Raw genomic sequence first — 16726 nt, 5'->3', positions numbered from 1 at the left:
ATACTGTGACAGTTTCTGGCATAGTTCAAGTATATAATGAAACTAAAAAGAGGATAAAGGAGTATTTACCGATGAACATCGATCAACGAAATGAAGCAGCGGTTACGAGAAAGCCGGCATTTCAGGCGGTTGGATTGAAGTGGGAGGGCACATTTGCCGAGGCAGGCGCGGGTGGAATCCGGGCGGTGCAGCGGACGCTGCAAGAGCGTCTCGCGGAGATTCCTTACGCAATCCATGCGGACACCCTGCTCGGATTATCTTACCACGCGGCTCCCGGGGGTGAAGGATTCATCCATTATGCCGTCGTCGAAGTGGAGCGGATTGAGGAAGTACCGGAAGGGATGGTTACGATATCCGTTCCCGCATTAACCTATGCCGCTTGTTCCCATCGCAAAGGGCAGAGCATCGACCAATCTTACAACAATATCTACGCCTGGATTACGGAACAAGGCTACTCGGAATACAATCCGGATCATTTAACGCATTTTGAACAATATCCGATGAGTCAGGACCCGTATACGGATGACCCTGAGTTTATGATCATGATTCCCGTTCAAACCGAATAGCCGGATCTGGCAGGAACACCGCAGGCAACGAAGGACGGGCTTTCTAGCCTTATCTACAAACTTATGCGAAAAGCTGAAAACCGCTCTGATGAGGAGCGGTTTTTTCATATTTCCATCTTCATGCGGATGGAGGATATCTTGTTTATCTGCCTGCCGAATGCCTTCAGCAGCGAAACTTATTGCGCCTTTCGAATGACAGGAACCCATAATTCGTTCTTATACTCGTCCGGGGGAAGATAGCATTCGATTGCAGGCAGCGGGGCAAGATCGTAGGCATGGGACGGGATCCACTCGGTATAAAGACGCTTCCACATCTCCGCAATACGGCTCGGATCTCCTTCCAGCTCGAATACCGCCCATGCAGCGGCAGGGAAATGTCGCAACACCATCGGTTCCGGAGGATTATGCGTCGATACGACGGACATGATGTAGTCGAAATACTCGTTCTTCCCGTAGTCGCCGTCTGCACAAACCCCGAGAATTCCCCGGATGGGATGATCTTGTGCGCGGTAGTTCCACAGCTTGTCGAAGATGCCTTCCGCATGGGCGTCCTTCCAGAGAAGAGGAACGTCTTCATAGGCACGCTGCGTGCTTACTTGCTTCTTGAATCCGACAACGGAAAATGCCTTCAATTCTTCGATTCTGTAATTCATTTCGGCAGCCCCTCGCATGGAGAATTGAAAGGAGATGCGGGGATAGGCCTTCAGCTTGGTACCGGCCTGGCGAGCGGCCGACGGCGTTGTGCCGTGCATGTTCTGGAATGCACGCGCGAACGACTCCGGGGAATCATAGCCGTATTTAAGTGCAAGGTCGATGACCTTGATTTCGCTGTTTTGCAGCTCGAAGGCGGCCAGCGTCAATCTCCGTCTCCGTATGTATTCGGAGAGCGTGACATCCGTAATGAACGGAAACATGCGTTGAAAATGGTATACGGAGCAGCAGGCGACCTGCGCCGCTTCAGCGTAATCGATCTCTTCGGTTATGTTCGCTTCTATATAGCCGATGGCTTCATTCATCCGCTGGACCCAATCCATCCGGTCATCATCCTTTCTAAGATCAATATATAAGAAGCTGCATCGGATAGGCCTAGCCGTTTCTGCACGGATTTCGCTAGCCATGCTATCCGCGGGCGGACATTCCGTTGGAAACGCAAGCCGCAAACGCCGCTCAGCGGTCTGCTGCATTCGGATTTGGATGTCCATATTTTACGAGCACATGCCACAGCTGTTTGAGATGCTGAAAAGTCTCTTCATAGGTTCCCCAATCCCTCCAATGGCTTGGATCATCCTCCAGGTGAGCAGCCGCTTTGCCGATGATGGCCGCATCCAGGACGCCTTTCGAGCCTGCGTAACTCTGGTCGATCCGCTTGGCCAGCGGCGGCATGGCGGGTCCCCGGAAGTTATCGGGGACATCCTGCACGGCAAGAGAGAACCCTGGATGCCAGGACAGGGCAAGATGATATCGCTCACACAGCGCATAGAGCAGGCGGCCGATCGGGGTATGCTTGTAGGACGGGTCGGCAACCAGGGCCTCCGCATCGCTGGACAAGCCGATCGTACCATGGATTTGTGCTTCAATATAATCGTCCAAGGAGCGGCCGACCGGTCCGGAGGGACCGGTATGCGATGAAGGAAGATGAATCAGTCGCTCCAGCATAGCTGGAATATTTACATTCGGAGAACCCAGGGCCGAGCCGGTGGATTCCACTTGCTGCAAGAGCGCAGCGAGAATCGAATCCCACTGACGGAGGGTGCCTACAAACTCGGGACCTGCATGACTGTCACCGAATGTAAAGGTACTGCGTTTCAATATGCCCGGAGACAGCACCAGAAAACAAGAACCGAAGCGGGGAGATGCCCCGTCAGCATAATTCATGAGATTGAGTGCGCCGTACTTCGGCCGCTCGTCATGGCGAACGCCGGGCTGCTGGTAGGCTCCGCCAAACAGGAGCCGTTCCCATTGGTCGCGGTCGCCGCCCGGGTAGGCCGTACGGCTTCCGTTGGTCACGCTCGTGATGAACTGGTTATGATATACGCCTTCCATCAGGAGAGACTCGATAACGGAGCGGCCTGTAGGCAGTATCCGATCCGGATGGAAATTCAACGTGACTCGGGCATGCTTCCCAATGCGCGTTAACTGTCGGCGCACCGTAACGGGTTCTTTTCCATGTTTTCGTAAAATATGCTCCGTCATGGCCGAGGTGCTCTTCCGTGAGCTCGCCGCTAACGATTCGACATGAAGAATCGCTTGCCGCTGCGCTTCGGTTAACCGTTCGCTCATTGTTGGAACCTCCTTTCCAGCGCCTACTCTGAAATGATTGATGATCCAAAAATTAGCCTTCATACTAAAATACAACGATACGATATTCCTCACTTCTATCCCTGATGCGTAGATTCCTCTATGGATGCAATTTTCGTGTTTCAGGAGTGGTGGATGAAGAGAACATCCGAAATGATTGCCTGAGGCCAAGACGTCATGCTTTAATGTAACTACATAAACGAATCCAAGGTGATGGAGGTTTACCCTATGCAGCCCAATTTCAGCATTCAGGATAAAATCGCAATCGTGACGGGTGCCAGCAAAGGCATCGGTTACGGACTAGCCCAAGCACTCGCAGCGGCAGGAGCCAAGGTTGCCGTCATGGCACGAAGCAAAGCGTCGCTGGATCGATTGGTTGAGGAAATCTCCCGGGCGGGAGGCCAGGCCAAGGCCTATGAGCTGGATGTGCGCAATGTGGAGCAGATCCGATCCGTATTTGGACAGGTAGCCGAGGACTTTGGCCGGCTGGATATCGTGGTCAATAACGCGGGTTTAGGAGAGGGCATGCTCGCGGAAGACATCACGGAAGATTATTGGGACGAGATGATGGACGTTAATTTGAAGGGCGTATTTTTCTGCTGTCAGGCTGCCGGCCGCCTTATGCTGGAGCAAGGCTATGGAAAAATCATCAACGTCAGCTCGCAGGTCAGCGTCGTCGGGATTACCGAAGGCGCTGCCTATTGCGCCTCCAAGGGCGGCGTTAACCAGCTGACGAAGGTGCTGGCGCTGGAGTGGTCCAGCCGGGGCGTCAACATCAATGCGGTGGGTCCCACCTTCATCCATACGCCGGGAACGGCCGAGAGATTGGACTCCCCCGAGTTTCGGGACGGCGTATTGGCGCGGATCCCGGCTGGCCGGATCGGCACCATAGACGATGTGGCCGGCGCCGTTATCTATTTGGCATCGCCGGCATCCGACCTCGTTACGGGCACCTTGCTGCTTGTGGATGGCGGCTGGACGGCACAATAGGGATGACGGAATAAGCCGGAGTGAGCAGAATCCGGCGGCCCGACAATTCTTTGATCGTTTGCCCTACAGCCAACCAGCGCCGCTTGGCGCTGTCGATTGAAGGCGCCAAGACGATGGAGGCGCGTCAGCGGCGATTCGATAAGACGATCACGATGCTGAACGAGGGACGTGCGCAGAAAGACGGGTGAATTCCTTCCGGTAAGCCGCCTTATAATGGTGGGATCAAGCAGTAATCGAGAAGCGCGCAGCATGATAACCGCCGTTGCCTGCTTAATCAGCGGGCTTTTTGAAGAAAAAATCAAAGAACCCGGTTCTGCCTTGGCAATACCGGGTTCTTTTTATGGCGGGTTATTTTAACGGAACCTGCTTGGACAATGCTTCGAATTGCTGCAGATGCGGAGCAATCTTGGCTTGAATGCTCTTGAAATATCGGAGCGCGGCTTCGTTCTGACGCTGCTCGGCCGCCGAATTGGCCGGGAAGATCGAGTAATGGTGGTTAACGGAACCATTCTTGTATTGAGCGCTGAACATCGTTCCGCTGGCCCAGTTTTTCTTCATGTTCTGATTGGTGCCCATAATCACGAGCAGTTCCTTGCCCTTCTTGTAGGTAAAGCTGTAGTCGGGATCGGCCACGGCATGAATGACATCGTATCCGCTTTGGAAGACGCCTGCCTTGAATGTCCCTTTCTGGATCTGATTCCATCGGACGGACCCGTCCGGCAATGTCACCTTATGGGTCAGGATGCCCTCGCCATCCATCTTGTCATGGTTCCAGCGGCCGCTGTACACCACCTTATGCGCTTCGCCGTCCAATTGGTATTCGTTAATGTATTTACCGCTCCCGGCACGCTTCCCGTCAATGAAATCGCCGGAATATTGTTTGCCGTTGCCCCACTTGATGGTGCCGCGTCCGTTAGGCTGGCCGTCAGCCGCTTCGCCGTAATAGGACGTCCGTTCGGAAATTTGTATCCATTCCTTGGCGGAGGCCGCGTCGGCAGAGGCCGGCTGCAGGGCTAGCGAAGAGACTGTAAGCGAAGCGGTGAGCGTTAAGGTTACTGATAATGCCGTTCGTTTTTCATGAACATGTAGGCTCCTTTGTTGATATGGTACTATTATACACTTATCTGGAAACTTCTTCATTCCCCAATATGTCCTATATAATGAAGTGAAGGAGGATGATGGGCTATTGTCCTAAAGCCTCCTTGTTTATATTATCGGCAATTGTTGAATGCGCCGCCTAATGGAAGGGGATATGATTAAACGGACGCGGATAGGGTGAAGTTTAGGATGGAAACGATAATGGGAGGGAACAGGATATGACATATGAAGATAACGCACCCGGCTGGGACGCGATTGACGATGCACTGCTGAAGCTATATGGAGAGCAGGAGCCGAAGCATTACGGAGCGCTGATTCCGTATGCGCTTGGAGGACCCGATCCGCTGAATGGAATCAGCGCTTATGCCTCTGATACGCCAATGCCGCATTGGCATATGGTTACCTATGGTTTTAGCGAGCTGTATGATAAAGAATCGGATCATCTGGAGGAGAGCGGTTACGGCTTCGAATTGACGTTCAGGCTGGCTAAGCCGAAGGATGAGGAAGAGCCGCCGGCGTGGGCGCTAAATCTGCTTCAGAATATGGGGAGATACGTGTTTAACAGCGGGAATATTTTTCGCTCGGGCGATTATTTGGATGCCAATGGACCGATCTGCCTGGGTGCCGATACGCAGCTGACCGCACTCGCCTTTATCGAGGATCCCGAGCTGCCGGCCATGGATACACCGAATGGGCGGGTCGAATTCCTGCAGATGATCGGCATTACCCGGGAAGAGCTTGAGGCGATGCAGACCTGGAATACGCTTGGCGTGCTGCAAGCCTGTGCAGAATATATGCCGCTTTACATAACGGATTTGAATCGGGATTCGTTTCTTAAGATACCTTCGATCTCGGAAACCGTGGATAGAGGAATGAAGGAGGAAGGCTCGAACACCGGATTTCTCTATGTGAGCCAGCTGGCTTTTGAACCGGGAAAAAAGGGCTGGTTAAGCAAAACCCCGGCTGCGCTCCAAATCGGCGCCAAGCAGGCGGGCATCATCGGCAAGCTGCTGCAGGGGCGAATTCTGAAGGAGAAGAGCTTGAGCCTTGTAGGTTCGGAGGTTCGGGTCATATTTGAGCCGGGGAACGAGAGCCGCTGGACCGCGGAGGATGGAGATGTAACGTTGATCCTGGACGATCGGACGGCGCGTGAATTCTCAAGCCATTTGGTTCCGCAGGTCAGCACCTTCGAGCTTTCCGGTTTACCTGGAATCCGAATTGAAATCGTGAAGACGGAAATCAAGGATCAGGAAGGAAACGTTGTTCAAGTTATCGGGTAGCAGGTGAAAATATGAATGATGCAGCTAGAAACAATTTCCTCTTCATATAAAATAGTTTACAATTAGTGTGATGTCTATATACTTATACTTTAAAGCAGTACATAAACATCATGTCAAAGCAAATGGACTGACAAAGGGAGGATAACATTGAACGCAACTATTAAAGTAGGGATCGTAGGTTATGGAAACTTGGGCAAGGGCGTGCAGAAAGCCATCGGGCAAAATCCGGATTTGGAGCTGGTAGCCATCTTCACGCGCAGAGACCCGCAGCAAATGCCGGCCAATTCCGGTGCACGTTTCGAGCATATTTCAGTGGCAGAGCAATATATCGGGAAGATTGACGTGATGATTCTGTGCGGCGGTTCGGCTACCGATTTGCCGGAACAAACGCCACAGCTTGCCAGCATGTTCAATACGGTAGACAGCTTTGACACGCACGCAAAAATTCCTGAGTTTTTCCAGGAGGTTAACAAAGCGGCGATGGGCGGCGGCCATATCAGCGTCATCTCGACAGGCTGGGATCCGGGCTTGTTCTCCATGAACCGTCTGCTTGCCGAAGCGATTTTGCCGGAAGGCAAAGATTATACGTTCTGGGGCAAAGGCGTGAGCCAAGGCCACTCCGATGCGATCCGTCGCGTACCCGGAGTGAAAGCAGGCGTTCAATACACGGTTCCTGTAGAAGAGGTTATTAACCAGATCCGTTCCGGCGAGACACCGGAGCTTGCCACTCGCGAGAAGCACCGGAGAGATTGTTTCGTCGTTGCGGAAGAAGGCGCGGACCAAGAGCAAATCCGTCAGACGATTGTGTCGATGCCGAACTATTTCTCCGATTACGATACAACCGTTACCTTCATTACGCAAGAAGAGCTTGAGGCTGAGCATGCCGGGATGCCTCACGGCGGATTTGTCATCCGCAGCGGGGTTACCGGAAACGGAAGCAAGCAAATTGTTGAATTTGGCCTGAAGCTGGACAGCAACCCTGAATTTACGGCAAGCGTGCTCGTGTCTTATGCAAGAGCTGCGCATCGCTTGAGCAGAGAGGGACAGCAGGGCGCCAAGACGGTGTTTGACATTCCGCTCGGGTACCTGTCGCCAAAAACGCCCGAACAGCTCCGCAGCGAGCTCCTATAAGCTGCAAAAAGCCCTGCCGCATATGCGACAGGGCTTTTTTTTTTGTGTGATTTATACGATTCCTTGCGCGATCATGGCATCGGCCACTTTGATAAAGCCTGCGATGTTGGCACCGGCCACAAGATTGCCGGCTACGCCATACTCTTCTGCAGCATCTACCGCACTGGTGTAAATGTTCTTCATGATTTGATGGAGCTTCGCATCCACCTCTTCAAACGTCCATGACATTCTCATGCTGTTTTGGCTCATCTCGAGAGCCGATACGGCAACTCCGCCTGCATTGGCGGCTTTAGCCGGCCCAAACAATACGCCCTTGCTGATGAACAGCTCAATCGCCTCCAACGTGGAAGGCATGTTCGCGCCTTCGCCGATGGCCTTCACTCCATTCGAGATGAGGGTTTTCGCAGCGTCGGCGTCGAGCTCATTCTGCGTGGCGCAAGGGAGTGCGATATCGCATGGAAGCGTCCAGATTCCCGTGCAGCCTTCGGTGTATACGGCATGCGGATGAATCTTCACGTATTCGCTGATCCGCAGACGATCCCGCTCCTTGAGCAGCTTGACGGTTTCAAGGTTAATTCCTTCCGGATCATACAGATATCCGTTAGAGTCGCTGCAAGCGATGACGTGCGCACCGAGCTGCTGTGCCTTTTCGATGGCGTAGATGGAGACGTTGCCCGAACCGGACACCACGACGCGGCTGTCCTGGAAGCTAAGGCCCTTCGCAGCCAGCATCTCCTGTACGAAGTAGACGCAGCCGTAACCGGTTGCTTCCGTACGTGCCAGGCTTCCGCCATAAATGACGCCTTTGCCTGTCAGCACGCCGGCCTCATGTCCTCCGCGGATGCGTTTGTATTGACCGAACATATAACCGATCTCGCGAGCGCCCACGCCGATATCGCCGGCAGGCACATCGGAATCAGGTCCGATATGACGGTACAGCTCGGTCATGAAGCTCTGGGTAAAACGCATGACTTCCTGATCGGATTTGCCCTTCGGATCGAAGTCCGAACCGCCTTTGCCGCCGCCGATGGGCTGGCCGGTGAGCGAGTTTTTGAAGATTTGCTCAAAACCGAGGAATTTGACGATGCCGGCATAAACCGACGGATGGAACCGGATGCCGCCTTTGTACGGACCAAGTGCGCTGTTAAACTGAACGCGGAATCCGCGGTTGACTTGCGTTTTGCCTTGATCATCCACCCAAGGTACGCGGAAGGTGACCATGCGCTCCGGCTCGACAAGGCGTTCCAGAATGCCGTGTTCCCGATATTTCGGGTGCTGGGCTAACACAGGGACGAGGGAATCCACAAATTCCCGGACGGCTTGGTGAAACTCGGACTCATGCGGATCGCGGGCTACAACTTGGTTATAGATGGATTCCACATATTCTTGCGCGGCAGTAAGGGGTGAAGTTACAGAAATATTCGTAGTCACTTTTGCGATGCACTCCTTCAAATCGTTAAAGTAGAATTGCGAGAAAAATCGTTGGTGTTTCAGAAAAGGGACGCCCGTCTTGAACCATTTGTACAAAACCATTAAAAGTTTGCACTCAGCATTTTTAAGTTAAAAAGAATTTTATAGAATCTTGCCTCGTATTACCAATAAAATGTTTTTTGCAAACTCATTAAATATTTCTATGAACCTGTCATTAGGTGTAAGTTAATCAGCCATTATCCCGTGTTTTATGTAGCGAAAATGCAAAAAATCATCCGATTTTGTCATGGAAAAATACAAATAAAAGGAACTTTGGCATCAACTTTTCCGGCCGTTTTTTCGTCTGAGGTTATGGAAGAGTTGGAATCTTATTACAGGAGCTGAAGGCATGAAAAAGATATGGGCAGCGCTGTTCATGACGGCCCTATGTACCTTGACCGCATGCGCGGATGCGGAGAACGGGAAGGTCGAACCCCCATCCGTTTCGAGTGTGGAGCCGGCCCCTGACGTAAAGGAGGACCCACCCTTGGTGATCCGGGATGTGGCTGCCTTACAGGAAGGGACCTTTGCATTTTCCGACGAAACGGGGCATAGGCTGCTCGTTAATCCGGATGCCGCGATTCAGGATGAAGAAGCCTCGCTGATTGCCATCGGCCAGGGCGGCGAGCCGCTTCCGGTCCAATATGCGGGTGAGCAGCAAGCGACGGAAGAAGATAACGGCAGGCAAACTTCGCAGAATTTCAGCCATCAGGCCGGGCAGCTGTACGAGGTGACGGAGGGGACGGCCGCCCCGAATGCAACGTACTTCATCATACCAAAGCGCCATATTCCGGAAGAGGCGCTGTTGACCATCCAGCCGGCCAAGCCGGAGCAGGCCGATGGACAAGTGCTGCAGGAGATCAAGAACAGCAAGGGGAGAGCGGTAGAGCAGGCATGGCCGCTTATTCAGCTTCCGGACGGAGAGTCCCTCTATCTGGTGCAGTTCGTCAGAGAAGGTGACGATATGCTGGCCAGCTTGGCGCTGAAACGCGAGAGCGGCTGGCTGTATTACGATTATCCGGCGAAGTACGATCCGAGCTCGACGTGGAGAGTGGATGACCAAGGAGAGGTGCGTCCGGCCATGTTCTCCTTTCTGTTTGCGGCAGAATCGGAGCTTGGTCTTGTGCTTGGCGTGCAGTGGATGGGCACGGAAGGTGAGAATGTTTCGCTTCTGTCCGTATCGGACGATGCGATTACGGATCTCGGGCTGGAATATGGAAGATATATGTCCACCTGATCCTTCGATGGAGCCGAGTTATTACGAAAAAAGATCGAAGCCCGCCTTTAGCGATGGTTTCGATCTTTTTTTATCTAACGATAAGTTCGGCTTTACTTGGAAATATCAATAAATCCTTCCCCGAACACGTCACGTACGTCGTGGATGGTAACAAAGGCGTTTTTATCCTCGGCACGGACGATTTTTTTGAGCATGGAAACTTCCTGTTTGCTGATGACGATGTAGAGTACGTCTTTGGTCTGACCGGTGTAATATCCGTACCCCCGGAGCACGGTTACCCCACGGTCCATAATCTCCGTCACCCGAATGGCAATGCGGTCATGATGTGTCGAGATGATGGTAACGGCTTTTTTGGGATTCAAGCCCTCAATGATGAATTCCATTGCCTTGGTGCCGATGTAGAGGATGACCACGGTGAACATCACCTTCTCGATCCCGATTACGAAGACGGACAGTCCGGCCACGATCAGGTCAAAGAACAGCAGGGCATAACTGATATTCCAATCCCAATATTTATTGGCCAGACGAGCCAGTATCACCGTGCCTGCCGTCGTTCCGCCCACCCGGACGATGAGTCCGATCCCGACGCCGGCAAACAGTCCGGCGAAAATGGCGTTGATCACCGGCTCATCCGACGCGATGCGCCAGTTCTCCGTCAAGTGTAGGAACAGGGAATGAAAGGCAACGGCGATGATGGTGTAAACCGTCGTTTTTTTATCCAGCAGCTTGTAGCCGATCATCAGCAATATCCCGTTAATCACAATGCCGACCAGCGCCGGCGACCATTTCAGCACATAAAACAGGATGATCGATATCCCGGTTACGCCGCCTTCGCCAAAATCGTTCGGAATGACGAATAAATTGACCGCCAGCGCAAAAATAAATGCCCCGATGAGCAGCATGATCATATCAAACGCTCTTTTTTTCATACGATATACCTCCATGACTTTCAACAAGCTCACAAAAAAAGCGATTAAAGGAAAAACTCATCCTTTAATCGCTTTATGCAAACATAGGTTGCGCAGCTCTTTTGATATACTCATTATAATAATCTTCACATGGAATGTAAATGATTTTTAATTTTCATAAGCTTGCAGGTCGCCGCTAATGCCCTGCACCCAGCCCCCCTATCCAGGAGGGGCTTTTTTATCATGTTTGAAATCGAGCGGAGGACGGGAATAGGAGCGCAACATTTCAAAATGGGGGCTGTGATAAAACTGAAAGGGAAAGAAGAAGAGGAGATGATGAGAACATGAAAACATGGAATGGAACAACGGCTTTGGTTACGGGCTCCAGCCGGGGCATCGGACGTGCCATCGCGAACCGATTGGCGAAGGAAGGAGCCGTGGTCGCCGTTCACTACGGCAAGAACCGGGCGGCTGCGGAAGAGGTCGTCCGCGAGATTGCGGAGGCCGGAGGGGAGGCTTTTGCGGTTGGGGCGGACCTCCGCTCCCTGGAGGGGGTAAATGCCCTGTTCGAGTCGCTGGATGAGGCGTTGAACGACCGGACGGGCAGCACGCAAATGGACATCCTGGTTAACAACGCAGGGATCGGCTTGGTGGAGACCATCGAGGAAACCACGGAGCAGAGCTTTGACGAAGTGATGCATATTAACGTGAAAACGCCGTTCTTTCTGATACAGCAAGCTCTTCCCCGCCTTCGGGACAATGGGCGCATCATCAATTTATCGTCTGCGGTCACCCGGATTTCCCTGCCCAATATTCCGGCGTACACGATGACGAAGGGGGCCATTAATGCGCTGACGCTCTCCTTGTCGAGCCAGCTGGCATCCCGCGGAATCACGATCAATGCTATACTGCCCGGATTCGTAGCTACCGACATGAATGCCGGAATGCTGCAGGATCCTGACTCGTATCGGTTCGGGGCCGGCTATTCGATGTTCGGAAGGTGGGGGGAGCCGGGGGATATCGCGGATATCGCGGCGTTTCTGGCTTCGCCGGACAGCCGCTGGATCACCGGTCAATGCATCGATGCCAGCGGAGGAACCCATCTGTGACCGCCGCCGTTGCCGCAAATCCATGAACATAGATAGCACCTGATTCCCGCGGCATGATTTCATTTTCCAGTATTTCCTTTATAATGTTTGAAGAAGTTGCGAGGAAGGAAGTATTGGGACGGAGGCAGGCGAAGATGTGGAATATCGATTTTGAGCACGCGTACGACATACGCGCGGGTGCCACCGAAGAACAAATTGCCCGTTTTGTTATGGAATGGAATACAGGGCTTTCCGTGCAGGAGATGGATGAAATCAAGGGGAGGCAAGTGAATCCTTTTCACAAAAGCTCCCCCTTCTACGATCAATATGTTCCGCTGGATCCTGCAGGCTGGAAGCTGCCTCGGCGAAACTTTCCCGCCAGCTATTTGGATTTATTGAAGTATTCCAACGGCGGGGAATTTCAACAGGGAGCACGTCTTTTCCAGTTCTTTGACACGGATGACCTGAGGGAGATGAACCTGGCCTACGAGCTGCCGGAGTATATGCCTGGTGCGGTGTCGTTTGCGATGGATGGAAGCGGAAACCATTATATGTTCGATATGAGGGAAGCGCCGACAAAGGGCGAATATGCAATTTTGTTCGCGCATTCCGGCAACCTGGGGTATGAAGACTGCGAGCGTGTTGCGGATTCTTTGCCTGCGTTATGCACGGAGACTTGGGAGCTGTATTGAGCGTACCATGAGAGCTGGCAGGGGATCGTATAGCCTTGGAGCAAGAGCCCACGCGTGACGCGTGGGCTCTTGCATTTTTCCCTGGGAGGTGAGAGTCAGGAGCCCATTTGCCTGCGATTCTGTTATAATGCTCGTTAGATAGATTACTACCCCCTTATTTTCAAACAAAAGGTGAACTTTCAATGCTTTCTTTTACTAGACTAACCAAATGCAAACCCCCGATCCCGTAATTCCTTTGCCGGCAAACTAGAGATTTTCTGAAACGATAAGGGGGAGTTTGGCTGTGCAAAGAAAAATCTCAAAACCGTCACTGCTGTTGTTTATTGTTCTTGTGGGTTTCCCGCAAATAAGCGAAACGATATATACGCCTTCATTACCGGATATCGCCTATCATTTAGGGGCGGGCAATAATGCGATCAAGCTTACGCTCAGCATTTACTTTTTGGGCTTTGCCTTTGGCGTGTATTGCTGGGGGAGGCTGTCCGATTCCATCGGACGGCGCCCCGCCATGCTGTGGGGCATCCTGGTTTATGGGTTGGGCAGCCTGGGCTGCTATCTGTCCGGTTCGGCCGAATGGTTATTGGTCAGCCGGTTCATACAGGCTTTTGGTGCCAGCACGGGCTCTGTCGTCACGCAAACGATTTTGCGCGAGACCGTAGACGGAGCCAAACGCCATGCGGTGTTTGCCCAGATTTCGGCGGTGCTGGCGTTTACTCCTGCGATAGGCCCGCTGATTGGCGGATGGGTAGATCAATCGCTCGGCTTCCGAGCGGTTTTCTTCACGCTGGTAATATTGAGCGCAGCCGTATTGACCTACACCTGGATCTCCCTGCCCGAGACCAGAGTGCAGGCCGCCTCGAGGATTAACACGTTCTCGGTGGTCAAGCGTCTGCTCTTTGATCGCAGAGTATGGGGATTCGGTTTTCTTATTGGAGCGACCAACGGCATTTTGTTCAGTTATTATGCGGAGGCGCCCTTTATTTTTATTGAATTTTTTCAGATGAAACCTGCTTCGTTCGGCTTCTTCGGAATCTTTGTGGCGATGTCCTCGATTTTAGGCGCGATGCTGTCGAAAAGGCTTCTGACCCGGCTTCAGGCGGAGCGCATTATCTTGCTCAGCACGTTCATTACGTCGGTGGGAGCCCTTTGCTTCACGGGTTTTGCCCTTAGCGGGATCAAAGCCACCGTGACGGATTTGGTGTTGATGGTATCCTGTATTTTTATTATTCTGCTCGGCATCGGAATGGCCATTCCCAACTGCCTCAGCCTGGCGCTGATCCATTACGGAGACGTGCTCGGGACGGCAGGGGCCATCTTCGGATTGGGTTATTACGTTGTCGTCAGCCTGATAACGAGCGGCATGAGCTTTCTTCACGACGGTTCGTTAGTCGCCATGCCTTTGTATTTTCTTGGGCTGGCCGCGGTCATGGTCTTCGTGAGCGGAATGCTCGCCCGTCAAGCACGAAGCAGTTCATAGAAAAGCATTAACTAAACAAGTCGCAGAGTGCCGGCGGTTATGCCGGTACCCTGCGACTGTTTGACGTTGTCCGATCGGGAAGTTTTAGTTCATTGCGCTGCCTCGTCGGCAGATGGACCGTAGATGCCCGGCACCGGAATATCGAGAAGCCGCAGATATACCCCTAACTGAGCCCGATGATGAACCATGTGGCTGAAGCCGAAGGTGCGGAGCGCAATCGCCCGCGGCGCGCGGAGGATGATATGGTCGCCGTGGCGCAGCGTCCATTCCTCGCCGAGCGTTTTCTCGTCGCATTCGGCGAGCAGCTGCTCCAACTTGCCGGTGTTCGCGTCGAATTCCTCCAGAACGTCGGTGCGTTTGTTCAAAGCCTCCCGTCGCAGCGGCACACTCGAAAGATCGAACTCCGGGTACTGAAAAATCGCGATTTGCCAGTTCAGCAGGTTAATCAGGTGCGTGGCCAGCCCGCCCAGTGACATCGATTTCTCGTGCGGCTTCCACGACATATGCTCCTCGGGCAAGCGTTCCAGAACGCGGCGCGTATGAGCCAGTTCCTGCGCTGCATCGCCGATGATCAGTTGTTTTACCATAATAATCCTCTCCCCTCATATGGCTTAGCATACTATATTTTCCGGTTGGGAGGAAAGCTCTCTTTGACGCTTACTTTCTAGTAGAGTTTTTAGAATTGCATTGAAGCTGTCCTCTTCGTCAACACGAAGAAGGACGGCTTCTTCTCTTCGGTTGAAGTGGAAGATTTGCCCATATTTTGGTACTATGTTAACTAGCTTTAAGGCGGAGTGGAGGCATGCATAGTGCCGTTAAACAGCTGAGAAACCGTGCAACCATCGGTTTTGTTGTCGGGGCAGACGATGCGGAAGATCTGCTGAAGCTGGACGAGCAGGTGTTTTCCAAGCGTCCGGACCTGATACTGCATATTTATCATGCAGAAGCGAACGGAAGATATACCGATGAATTTCTGAAGACGCTCGCGGGATTGAAGTTTGTTGCTGCTTTACATTTGGATCTGAAACAGCGGCAGGATTTAACTAGGCTGGGCGCGATGGATCGAATGGAGTTTCTTAAGTTACGCTCGCCCAAAACGCAAGGCATCGATTTTATCCGGAGCTACAAGTTTCTAAAATACCTGGAGCTCAGCGGTAAATTCGATGATCTAGCGCCGATTGCCGACTGCATTCGCCTGGATACGCTGGTCCTGAACTGCTCCATCGATCAAATGGATTTTGTCGTGGATTTGCCCTTGATGAAGTATCTGGCCTTATACAGCTGTACATTGAACGGTTCGCTTAACGTGTTGGCCGATTCGAATGTAAGCATGCTGAGGCTGTCCTCCGTCCGCAACCTTGTGCATATTGATGACCTGGCGGCATTGGATCATCTGGCCTTTCTGCACTTGTCGCTGCCGAAAGTCGAGCGCTTGTGCGATTTCTCGCATATGCGAAATCTTCGGCAGCTTGAACTGGATTATATGAAATCCTTGCAGGAGATCGGGAATCTGTGGACCGCGGACCGGTTGGAGGTTCTAATGCTGAAGGAGATCTCTACAAGGATCAAAGCGGAGGCCTTGGACGGCTTAACAAATATGGAGTGCCTGCGCCAGATCGACTTCCGGTTTATCGATTCCGGCAAAGGCCGAATTGCTGCACTCCGCAAGCGAATGGCGGAAGCGGGCAAAGAGTCTCTTCTCTACGAGAATATCCCTGAGGAGAACCGGATACGCTCAATGGCTCTTGAGCATTTCTCAGGAATTCTAATGTAGGAAAGAATGCAGATGATCAATAAAATAATGAAAAGCCCGCTACCATAGCGGGCTTTTCCCGATTTCAACCTAGTGATTCCTTCCCGGTCGCCACCGGGTTCTCCTCATAGCTGATCCAATCGCTCCAGCTTGCGATCATGGCAGAAAGTGCCTACACAACAGGCCATGCGAGTTACGTAGGGGCATTGGTCCCAGAGCCGGTCTTGGACCCAATCAGCCACATTGCTACGAGTGGTCTCCCTTTTGTAACCTCGCCAGAATACACCGCAAAGGGAGAGGACCTTCATGCAGCGTCAGTCACATCAGCTATCCAAACAAGATTATGTCGGGGAATACACCGTATAAGCTATACCTGACCCGACAGACGTATCGCGACAACAGCATCAACCTCTTGATATACACAGCATCACATCCACAATGTCCACATCTGCCCATGTACCTCCTGGCACTCTTCAGTTCCTCGCCAGCAAGCACCTCAGAAGACCATAAATATAAGAAAAGTAGATTTACGGTATAAAAAAAGATGTACATCTGTAAAGGCATAAGCAGATTTGGGTTCATCCCCTCGTCGGTAAGGACTTCGTGTCTGCCCAGAGGCTTTTGGAAAATAGGATAAAAGCGAGATCAGCACTGCCATGGGTATGACACGGGTACACAGTACCACGCCACATCTAGCAGTGTATGTAGGTGAGCGCGCGTGATTAACGTCTAGACAAA

The 16726-nt window shown here is 52.3% G+C and carries 16 protein-coding genes; 10 read left to right on the top strand and 6 right to left on the bottom strand.

What is annotated here, in order from left to right; translation table 11 throughout:
* Nucleotides 1-71 precede the first annotated feature (71 nt).
* Nucleotides 72-566 (top strand): GyrI-like domain-containing protein, encoded by a 495-nt coding sequence (locus HMPREF9412_RS30420; protein WP_009595804.1) that lies wholly within the window; start codon nucleotides 72-74, stop codon nucleotides 564-566.
* A 176-nt stretch (nucleotides 567-742) separates the two neighbouring features.
* Here the strand turns inward: HMPREF9412_RS30420 and HMPREF9412_RS30415 are convergent, their stop codons facing one another.
* Both HMPREF9412_RS30415 and HMPREF9412_RS30410 read right to left on the bottom strand, forming a co-directional pair.
* Nucleotides 743-1600: an AraC family transcriptional regulator gene (locus HMPREF9412_RS30415; RefSeq protein ID WP_009595758.1), complete on the bottom strand. Its 858-nt coding sequence runs from the start codon at nucleotides 1598-1600 to the stop codon at nucleotides 743-745.
* Between the two features lie 133 nt (nucleotides 1601-1733).
* Entirely contained in the window at nucleotides 1734-2846 is a 1113-nt protein-coding gene (locus HMPREF9412_RS30410; RefSeq protein ID WP_009595841.1) for a DUF3626 domain-containing protein, read from the bottom strand.
* A gap of 246 nt (nucleotides 2847-3092) precedes the next feature.
* Here HMPREF9412_RS30410 and HMPREF9412_RS30405 point away from each other — a divergent pair, with 246 nt between their 5' ends.
* Both HMPREF9412_RS30405 and HMPREF9412_RS33525 read left to right on the top strand, forming a co-directional pair.
* Nucleotides 3093-3854, top strand: a complete 762-nt coding sequence (locus tag HMPREF9412_RS30405; RefSeq protein ID WP_009595827.1) for an SDR family NAD(P)-dependent oxidoreductase — start codon at nucleotides 3093-3095, stop codon at nucleotides 3852-3854.
* Between the two features lie 20 nt (nucleotides 3855-3874).
* The gene (locus HMPREF9412_RS33525; RefSeq protein ID WP_083830022.1) at nucleotides 3875-4042 is read left to right on the top strand and encodes a YdeI/OmpD-associated family protein; all 168 of its coding nucleotides are present in this window, start codon (nucleotides 3875-3877) and stop codon (nucleotides 4040-4042) included.
* A 160-nt stretch (nucleotides 4043-4202) separates the two neighbouring features.
* Here the strand turns inward: HMPREF9412_RS33525 and HMPREF9412_RS30400 are convergent, their stop codons facing one another.
* The gene (locus tag HMPREF9412_RS30400; RefSeq protein WP_009595826.1) at nucleotides 4203-4994 is read right to left on the bottom strand and encodes a hypothetical protein; all 792 of its coding nucleotides are present in this window, start codon (nucleotides 4992-4994) and stop codon (nucleotides 4203-4205) included.
* Between the two features lie 176 nt (nucleotides 4995-5170).
* Here HMPREF9412_RS30400 and HMPREF9412_RS30395 point away from each other — a divergent pair, with 176 nt between their 5' ends.
* The gene (locus HMPREF9412_RS30395; protein WP_009595717.1) at nucleotides 5171-6232 is read left to right on the top strand and encodes a suppressor of fused domain protein; all 1062 of its coding nucleotides are present in this window, start codon (nucleotides 5171-5173) and stop codon (nucleotides 6230-6232) included.
* 147 nt (nucleotides 6233-6379) lie between these two features.
* Nucleotides 6380-7363, top strand: a complete 984-nt coding sequence (locus tag HMPREF9412_RS30390; RefSeq protein ID WP_009595789.1) for a diaminopimelate dehydrogenase — start codon at nucleotides 6380-6382, stop codon at nucleotides 7361-7363.
* A 51-nt stretch (nucleotides 7364-7414) separates the two neighbouring features.
* Here HMPREF9412_RS30390 and gdhA read toward each other — a convergent pair whose 3' ends face one another.
* Complete coding sequence (gdhA, locus tag HMPREF9412_RS30385; RefSeq protein WP_036674176.1) at nucleotides 7415-8794, bottom strand: NADP-specific glutamate dehydrogenase; 1380 nt, start codon at nucleotides 8792-8794, stop codon at nucleotides 7415-7417.
* Nucleotides 8795-9182: 388 nt separating this feature from the next.
* On the opposite strand from gdhA, the gene HMPREF9412_RS30380 reads away from it, so the two are divergent.
* Nucleotides 9183-10070, top strand: a complete 888-nt coding sequence (locus tag HMPREF9412_RS30380; protein ID WP_009595737.1) for a hypothetical protein — start codon at nucleotides 9183-9185, stop codon at nucleotides 10068-10070.
* A gap of 92 nt (nucleotides 10071-10162) precedes the next feature.
* Here HMPREF9412_RS30380 and HMPREF9412_RS30375 read toward each other — a convergent pair whose 3' ends face one another.
* Nucleotides 10163-10999, bottom strand: a complete 837-nt coding sequence (locus HMPREF9412_RS30375; protein ID WP_009595825.1) for a YitT family protein — start codon at nucleotides 10997-10999, stop codon at nucleotides 10163-10165.
* A 323-nt stretch (nucleotides 11000-11322) separates the two neighbouring features.
* On the opposite strand from HMPREF9412_RS30375, the gene HMPREF9412_RS30370 reads away from it, so the two are divergent.
* From HMPREF9412_RS30370 to HMPREF9412_RS30360, 3 genes are all read left to right on the top strand, one after another.
* On the top strand, nucleotides 11323-12087 hold the full coding sequence (locus tag HMPREF9412_RS30370) for an SDR family oxidoreductase (protein ID WP_009595744.1): 765 nt from the start codon (nucleotides 11323-11325) through the stop codon (nucleotides 12085-12087).
* Between the two features lie 134 nt (nucleotides 12088-12221).
* A complete protein-coding gene (locus tag HMPREF9412_RS30365; protein WP_009595770.1) occupies nucleotides 12222-12758 on the top strand; it encodes an SMI1/KNR4 family protein in 537 nt (178 codons plus the stop codon).
* A gap of 283 nt (nucleotides 12759-13041) precedes the next feature.
* The gene (locus tag HMPREF9412_RS30360; protein WP_009595832.1) at nucleotides 13042-14235 is read left to right on the top strand and encodes a multidrug effflux MFS transporter; all 1194 of its coding nucleotides are present in this window, start codon (nucleotides 13042-13044) and stop codon (nucleotides 14233-14235) included.
* Nucleotides 14236-14324: 89 nt separating this feature from the next.
* Here HMPREF9412_RS30360 and HMPREF9412_RS30355 read toward each other — a convergent pair whose 3' ends face one another.
* On the bottom strand, nucleotides 14325-14822 hold the full coding sequence (locus tag HMPREF9412_RS30355; protein ID WP_009595742.1) for a DinB family protein: 498 nt from the start codon (nucleotides 14820-14822) through the stop codon (nucleotides 14325-14327).
* A gap of 215 nt (nucleotides 14823-15037) precedes the next feature.
* Between HMPREF9412_RS30355 and HMPREF9412_RS30350 the strand changes: the two genes are divergently transcribed.
* Nucleotides 15038-16009, top strand: a complete 972-nt coding sequence (locus HMPREF9412_RS30350) for a hypothetical protein (protein WP_009595761.1) — start codon at nucleotides 15038-15040, stop codon at nucleotides 16007-16009.
* Nucleotides 16010-16726: the final 717 nt, after the last annotated feature.

Source organism: Paenibacillus sp. HGF5, assembly GCF_000204455.1.
Taxonomy (GTDB): Bacteria; Bacillota; Bacilli; order Paenibacillales; family Paenibacillaceae; genus Paenibacillus_AQ; species Paenibacillus_AQ lautus_A.
Note: the sequence above shows the minus strand (reverse complement) of the source record. Positions and strands in the feature narration are given on the sequence as shown.